The organism is Silanimonas sp., from assembly GCF_044377035.1.
Taxonomy (GTDB): domain Bacteria; phylum Pseudomonadota; class Gammaproteobacteria; order Xanthomonadales; family Xanthomonadaceae; genus Silanimonas.
In genome coordinates, this window is record NZ_JBILJW010000016.1 from 73,188 (window position 1) to 80,007 (window position 6,820).

Genomic DNA, 6,820 nt, shown 5'->3' on the forward strand with positions numbered 1-6,820 from the left:
CATGCTGTCATTCGGCAGATTACTGATCTCAGGCCAAGGGGCTGCAACGATTGCGCCTCAGGACTGGGCAACCATGGCGGTCCCCACCAGCACACCGCCGAAGATCACCCAGTCATTGATGATGTGCGCCCCCGTGGAGACCCAGATGTTCTTGGTCATGATCCAAGGCAGGCTGAGCATCAGGCGCGCCGAGCCGATGATCACCACGCACTGCACGAAGTTCCAGTCATAGGTCGGCAGGTGCAACAGCCCGAAGACCACCGACGAGACCAGCCAAGCGACGATGATGCCCGCCTTCCGCCCCATGCCCAACATGTGGGTGCAGGCGTAGAGGATGGCGAGGAACGGCAGGATGGTGATCACCTCCTCGCCGAACAGTTGGGGCAGCGTCTTGGCGAAGAAGGCCGCTTGGCCCATCGCATCCAGCTCCACGATGCCGGCGATGGAATTGTTCGACGTGACTTGGGTCATCGTGCCCACGAGGGCGCCGACCATCATGCTGACGATGATGTTGAGCAGCGCGAATCCGACCATCAGCCGCAGTTCGCGGAAACCGACCTTGCCGAAGATCGCTCGCCAGTTCACCGGGGCGACATAGGCCAGCGCGACCAGCGGGATCAGCGGCATCACCACGGCCGGGATGAAGGGACCGATGAACTCACCGCCGGGCCAATCGATGGGGAGTGCGATCGCGAGGAAGCCCGTCGCGACCATGGCCATGAGGAACAGCCACTGCTTGCCCGAAAGGAGCACGGGAACGCCGTTGTAGAAGGCAAAGTCGCGCCCCCGGTCCTCGAACCAGAAAGCGCTGCCCGTGGAGTCGCTCGCGGCGTGGGTGTTCGAAGTCATGGGGCGTGCATCCCGTCGTGGTGTCGTTGATTCATTGCATCAAGGCCCGGCAATCGTCGGCGCTGATCTGCGCGAGATACCGGCGAAAACCGGTGGAATCGCGCTCATACCGACCACGACCCAGGTAGACAGTGTTGGACAGGCCGAAGCTCACCATGTCTTCGACCGAGAAGCCCCAGCCTTTGCGTCCCGCGAAGCCGAAGCGCTGCTCCAGCTCATCGCCGACGATCCGCCGCACGTCGCCGTAGTCCAGACCGGCCCACACGCTGCCATCGGGGCCACGAGCCAGGCTGCTGGCGGCCGCGTCACCGGATCCAACCTCTGCCGCAGGGCTCGGCAGGGCGAGGGCAACCAGCATCGCGCGCGGGAAGGAAAGCGCGTCGGATCATCGCTGCAACGGCATGGGGAGGCTTCCAGAGCGTCTTGCGAGCCTAGCCGAAAGTCGTGGATCGGCGTCAGCGAGACACCGAGGCGGGCTTTGGTGCCGGACTGACCGACCACGCCTCGCATCGAGGCGACAACGGCTGTATCGAAGGTCTGTGACGCCCGCGCTCAGACGGAGGCCGCCCCGCCGGGCGGCCAATCGCGAAGCCGCAGGTCGCGCTGCGGGAAGGGAATCTCAATGTCGGCCTGTGCCAGCGCGTCGTGGATGGCGAGGCCGAGCTCGCTGCGCAACAGCGCGGCATCGTCGATGCGAGCCGTCCAAGCGCGGATGATGAAATCCAGGCTGCTCTCGCCGAAGCCGCTGAACAGCACCAGCGGCGCGGGGTCCGTCTGCACGCCCGGCACCTGCTCGGTGGTCTTCTGCAGGAGGGCGAGCACCACCCGCGGGTCGCTGCCGTAGGCGACCCCGACGGTGAGCTCGATGCGGCGGCGGTCGCTGGTGAGCGTCCAGTTGGTCATCTTCTCCGCCAACAGCAACCCGTTCGGCACCACCACTTCGGCACCGTCGTAGGTGCTGATGGTGGTGGCGCGCATGCCGATCTCCCTGACCTTGCCGACGTCGCCGCCGAGATCGACCACGTCACCCGGCTGGAGCGGGCGCTCCACCATGAGGATCAACCCGGAGACGAAGTTGCGCACGACGTCCTGCAGGCCGAGGCCGATGCCCACGCCGAGCGCGCCGAGCACGATCGCAAGCTTCGAGAGCTCGAAGCCCGCTGCCGAAAGCGCGAAGGCGAAACCAACGAGCAACACGGCGTAATGCGTCAGCGTGGCGATGCTGTTGCCGACGCCGCGGGGCAGCCGGAGGGCCGGCAGGACATCGCCGGCAAGGATGCGCCGCAGCGTGGACGACAGCCAGAACGACGCCACCACCACGGCGACGAGGATGGTGATGCCGGCAAGCGTGGCCTGCGCCTCGCCGATGCCGACCTCCACCGCGCCAAGGCGCAGTGCGAGGTCATGCATTGGATCGAGCAGTCGCAGTGCGTCGAGGGTCCACAACCCCCAGCCGGCGAGCAGGCCGAGCTTGAGCAGGGCGAGAACGGCCGCCAGCAGTTGGCCGACGTGCAGCGGCGGCTGGTCGACAAATCGCGAGCGCCACAGCGTGGGCAGGGCCGCGAAGGCCGTGAGCACGTGGGCCGCGGCGAAGGCGAGCAGGCCGACGTAGATCGACTCCACCACGCCGAGCGCCACGAGGGAACCGAGCGTCACGTTGCCGACCACATTCGCGATGGCCGCCACGGCGGACAACGCAGCGAAGACCAGCACGACGCCGGCCACGGTGCGATCGAGGCGAGTGCGCCCGTCGCGGCCGCGCTGCCGAACCCACCAGGTGCCCAACACCATCGACGCCGCGGACGCGAGGGCGAGCACGAGCAGCCGATGCCAAAGGGCGGATTCCGCCAGCAGCTCGGCGAGGATCGCGACGAGGAACAGACCGCCCGCGAGATAGAACCACCGACCGAAAAGGCGGCGGACATCCGCAGGCTGCAGGCGCATGGCCGGGAACAGCGCGAGCAGCATCAGGAGCTTCGTCCGCAACACCGGCCCATCGATCTGCGCCAGCATCAAGCCCACCAGTGCCATGAGCAGCCACGTCGACCAGGGCCGCGACAGCACGTCGAGGTGCGCGCTGGACACCCCACTGACCGCCAACACCCGTCGCGCGCGCCGCAGGCCCCACACGAGGAAGGGAAGGGCAAGCATCAGGAGGGCGAGGGCCGCGTTCCTCATCGGATGGGGCACCGACTCGTAGCGGGCGAGGAAGTCCAGCTCGACATTGCCGCCTTGCCTTTCGGCGGCGGTCGGCGGCGGCCGCCACGCCTCCGCGCGCCAGAGCGGCGGCGAGTCCAGCGCCGCGAGCCCGCGATCGCGTCGCCGCAGTTCGCGCGCAACGTGGCCCTGGCCGCGCTCGACTGCGCCGGCGAGCCGCGCCGCCCGCTCAGCGAGGTCGAGACCTTCGGCCAGCGGCGTCGCCAAGGCGCGCTCTGCGTCCTGCAACGCCCTCTGCAGGGCGGAAACACGGGCGCCGAGGCCCGAGGCCGGCGCGAGCCCCGCGGACTGCACGGTCGTCTCCCACGCCTGGCGCTTTTCCCTCAGGGCCTGCGCATCCTTGGCGAGCGGCGCGAGCTGGTCCTGGATCTCGCCATCGACGGCGGCGATCCGATGTCCGACGAAACGCCACTGGCGATCGAAGCTCACCAGGGCCGAGAGCGGCAGGCCCTCGAGGACCGACGGGCTGGTGCGAACGGTGAGGGATTCGACATCGGAGGTCAGCGCATCGATCATCGCGCCGGCGCGTGACCAGGACCGGGTGGTGCCGGCCTCGGCCGCGGCAATCTCGACGAAGGCACCGTCAGCGAGCAGCCGCGAAGGCAGGGCCTCGAGGGTGATCGAGCCTTCCGCATCGGCCGGCGCGTCGCCTTGTGCCACGACGCACAGGGGAACAAGCGCAAGAATGATCGCCAAGCACCAACGCATGGATGGCATCTTCGTCCGGGACAGAGGGCGTTCGCGCCCGCAGCGGATGCTACACCGCGGTAGCGTCATGTCCTGACGCCCTCGCCGACACTCGCGTTCATCTTGGCGATCAGCATCCTGCTGACGGCAGGCGAGGAGACCCGCCGACAGACACCCGCGGCAGCGGCGCGGAGGCTGCGAGCACTCTCCCGACGACGAGGATCCGTCATGCCTTCCCCAACCCGCTTCGCCCTGCTCCTGCGCACGGGCGCGCTCGCGTGCTTCGCGGCTGCCGCCGCCCCTGCCGGGGCCACGGACGCCGCCCTCGTGTCGGTCGCGGATGACGCCTTCAAGGCCGCCGACTTCGACGGTGATGGCAAGGTCACCTGGGAAGAGTTCCGCAACCGCGTCGTCCGGGTCTTCGGCCATCTCGACGCGAACGGCGACGGCCGCATCGCCGGGCAGGAGCACCCGCCCGCCGTCGATGGCGAGGGCAAGCCGGCGCAGCCCGGGAACGTCTCGGCCGAGTCGTTCACCGGGGCGGTCGAGGAAGCCTTCAAGGCCTCCGACAAGGATGGCGACGGGGCCCTCTCGCTCGCCGAATGGTCTGGCACGACGAACTGAACCGAGGAGCCTCGACATGAACCCGATCCGCATGAACCGCCTCGCGCTCGCCGCGCTACTCGCCCTCGCGCCGTTCGCACCCGAGGCCATCGCCCGCAGCGTCGTCTGCGAGTCGCAGAACGGCCAGACGCAGCATTGCTATGCCGACACCCGCAACGGCGTCACCCTCGCCGTGCAGTACAGCCACTCGAGCTGCCGCCAAGGCCAGACCTGGGGCACCGACAACCGCGGCATCTGGGTGTCGAACGGCTGCCGCGCCCAGTTCGACGTCGGCGAATACCGTTCCGACCGCGGCAGCAACAACGACTCGAAGGCCGCCGCCGCGCTGGCGATTGGCCTGATCGGTGCGGCGGCGATTGCCTCGCACCATGACCGCGATCGGGATCGCGGGCGCGACGACGACCGCTACGACGATCGCCACAACTACCAGCCCTACAACGACTACAACCGCTACGGACCGACACAGACCATCACCTGCGAATCGCGGGATGGCCGCCACAACTACTGCCGCAACAACTTGCGGGGCGCGCGGGTGGACATGGACCGCCAGCTGTCGCGTTCGCCCTGCCGCTACGGCAACGACTGGGGCTGGGATGGCGGCGGCATCTGGGTGGAGAACGGCTGCCGCGCCGTGTTTTCCGTCCGCTGAGGCGCCCGACACGCCGGGGCGGCGGCGCGATGCCGAGGCTCTGCCAGGACGGCCCAGGGGGCTCTTGGCATCCCTATACCGCCCGGATCACCATCAAGGGCGACGACCCGGTGCTGGGCTGCGGCTCACCCATCGGTCCCTCGTCGTCCTCCTCCCCGCCCTGAGGCCTGCCGCCATGCGCATCCCGACCCGCACTCCCCACACCCTCGTCGCCTTCGGCGTCGCGATCGCACTGGCCGGCTGCGGCCCTTCGAGCGAGGTTGCCCCGGCCAGCACACCCGCGGCCACGCCCGACAATGCGCCCGCAGAGAGCGTCGAACCGGAAACGACATCGGCGTTCGCATGGCCCGCCAGCCTGGTGGTCGTCGGGGACGGCTTTCCGAACACTGGTGACGCCTGCCGGCGCATCGGCGAGAGCGCCGCCACCGTGAACTGGTTGGACGACAGCGCGAGCCTCGCCGGTTGCCCGAGCGCGGACGCGGCGGCCGCCTTGGGCGGCACGATCGTCGGCGAGGTCGAGGGCGTGACCCTCGTCTCCGTGCCAAACAGCCCGGCCACTGCCGGAGACGGCGACGGTCAGGGCGACGCCCTTGTCGAAGGCACGCCGTACCACGCCACGGCGCAAGTCCGCTGCGAGGGCTACAAGGGCGCCGCGCCGGGTTTCTGCGATGCCGGCGTGGTGCGGGGCCTTGAGACCGGCACCTACGTCGAAGTCAGCCTGTCCGACGGACGCAAGCGCACGATCTTCTTCAACGCCGACGGCAGCTTCCTGACCTTCTCGACCGCGGAAGCGGACGGCACCGCCGCGCTGCCGATCGAGTCGCGCCGGGACGGCGACATGACGATCGCGATCCTCGGCACCGAGCGCTACGAGGTGCCGGACGCGTTCGTGCTCGGGGGATGATCGGCTTCACGCCTGCGTGATGGCGAGGAACAAGGAGGTTCCAAGTAGCCCAGCAGCATCAATCGCGAAGCGATTGATTGGCCCGACTGAGCGAGTCGTTGGGGCTCTACCTGGCCCCGGAACCCAAGATGTTTGCAAGCACATAGCCTGCAAGGATCAGGGGCGGCGTACCGACAATGGCGAGCGCAAGCTTCGGGCTGTGATGCCGAACCCGTGCACCAACAACGACCACCAGAAGAAGTGCGAGTGTTGGGCCGCCAATGAACAGCGCGAGCGTGCCGATGCCGAGGGAAACGCAAGGCTGGCCGTCAACGGTACAGCCCGATGCCGGATTGAAAGTGACCCACAGTGCGCTTAGGGCGAACACCGTTGCGAGTACCAGGTTGATGGATGCCACTGGCCAGAATGTGCGCATGAGCCCTGACGCGTGAGTTGAGCGGCAGCATCAATCGCGAAGCGATTGGACGGTCCGCTTGAGCGATTGGTTAGGCGCGAAACGACCTAACGTAGCAGTGCTGAGTCTTTTGCAAGGCGTAGCCGCGGCCAGCATAGAACGAATGGGCCTCGGGACGAACCACATTGGAGCGCACACGCAGCGAGCTTGCGCCGTGAGACAGCGCCCATGCCTCCGCCGCCGCAACGAGGGCCGAACCGACGCCGGCGCGTCGGGCAGTGGCTGAAACGACGAGGCCAGTACGTAACCTCCCCCGTCAAGCGGACAGTTCGAAAGTAGAGCTTCTGGCCTCGTGGTGATTTCGGAACTCGGCGGGCGCCATGCCGCCAAGGGCGTCGTGGGGGCGGTGCTCGTTGTAGTCGATCAGGAAGCGCCACGTGGCTTCGCGGACGTCATCCAGCCGAGCGAACAGGTACTGGTCGAGCACCTCCTCTCG

8 protein-coding genes and 1 pseudogene are annotated in these 6,820 nt (G+C 68.1%); 3 read left to right on the top strand and 6 right to left on the bottom strand.

Translation table 11 applies throughout. The annotated features are described in order from the left end of the window. Positions 1–57 precede the first annotated feature (57 nt). From ACIQ6S_RS10215 to ACIQ6S_RS10225, 3 genes are all read right to left on the bottom strand, one after another. A complete protein-coding gene (locus ACIQ6S_RS10215) occupies positions 58–849 on the bottom strand; it encodes a CPBP family intramembrane glutamic endopeptidase (RefSeq protein WP_397608268.1) in 792 nt (263 codons plus the stop codon). A gap of 31 nt (positions 850–880) precedes the next feature. Next, the gene (locus ACIQ6S_RS10220; RefSeq protein ID WP_397608269.1) at positions 881–1,207 is read right to left on the bottom strand and encodes a hypothetical protein; all 327 of its coding nucleotides are present in this window, start codon (positions 1,205–1,207) and stop codon (positions 881–883) included. Positions 1,208–1,401: 194 nt separating this feature from the next. After that, positions 1,402–3,774: a mechanosensitive ion channel family protein gene (locus ACIQ6S_RS10225; RefSeq protein ID WP_397608270.1), complete on the bottom strand. Its 2,373-nt coding sequence runs from the start codon at positions 3,772–3,774 to the stop codon at positions 1,402–1,404. A gap of 207 nt (positions 3,775–3,981) precedes the next feature. On the opposite strand from ACIQ6S_RS10225, the gene ACIQ6S_RS10230 reads away from it, so the two are divergent. From ACIQ6S_RS10230 to ACIQ6S_RS10240, 3 genes are all read left to right on the top strand, one after another. Then, the gene (locus ACIQ6S_RS10230) at positions 3,982–4,377 is read left to right on the top strand and encodes an EF-hand domain-containing protein (RefSeq protein WP_397608271.1); all 396 of its coding nucleotides are present in this window, start codon (positions 3,982–3,984) and stop codon (positions 4,375–4,377) included. Positions 4,378–4,393: 16 nt separating this feature from the next. After that, complete coding sequence (locus ACIQ6S_RS10235; RefSeq protein ID WP_397608272.1) at positions 4,394–5,026, top strand: DUF3011 domain-containing protein; 633 nt, start codon at positions 4,394–4,396, stop codon at positions 5,024–5,026. Between the two features lie 175 nt (positions 5,027–5,201). After that, on the top strand, positions 5,202–5,930 hold the full coding sequence (locus ACIQ6S_RS10240) for a hypothetical protein (protein ID WP_397608273.1): 729 nt from the start codon (positions 5,202–5,204) through the stop codon (positions 5,928–5,930). A 106-nt stretch (positions 5,931–6,036) separates the two neighbouring features. On the opposite strand, the gene ACIQ6S_RS10245 is transcribed toward ACIQ6S_RS10240, so the two are convergent. The 3 genes and pseudogenes from ACIQ6S_RS10245 to ACIQ6S_RS10255 form a co-directional block, all read right to left on the bottom strand. Continuing rightward, complete coding sequence (locus ACIQ6S_RS10245) at positions 6,037–6,345, bottom strand: hypothetical protein (protein WP_397608274.1); 309 nt, start codon at positions 6,343–6,345, stop codon at positions 6,037–6,039. A gap of 70 nt (positions 6,346–6,415) precedes the next feature. Beyond that, a pseudogene (locus ACIQ6S_RS10250) lies at positions 6,416–6,613 on the bottom strand (GNAT family N-acetyltransferase); the annotation flags it as partial. Between the two features lie 27 nt (positions 6,614–6,640). After that, positions 6,641–6,820 (bottom strand): integrase core domain-containing protein (locus tag ACIQ6S_RS10255; protein ID WP_397608275.1); only part of this gene is annotated, 180 nt, incomplete at its 5' end.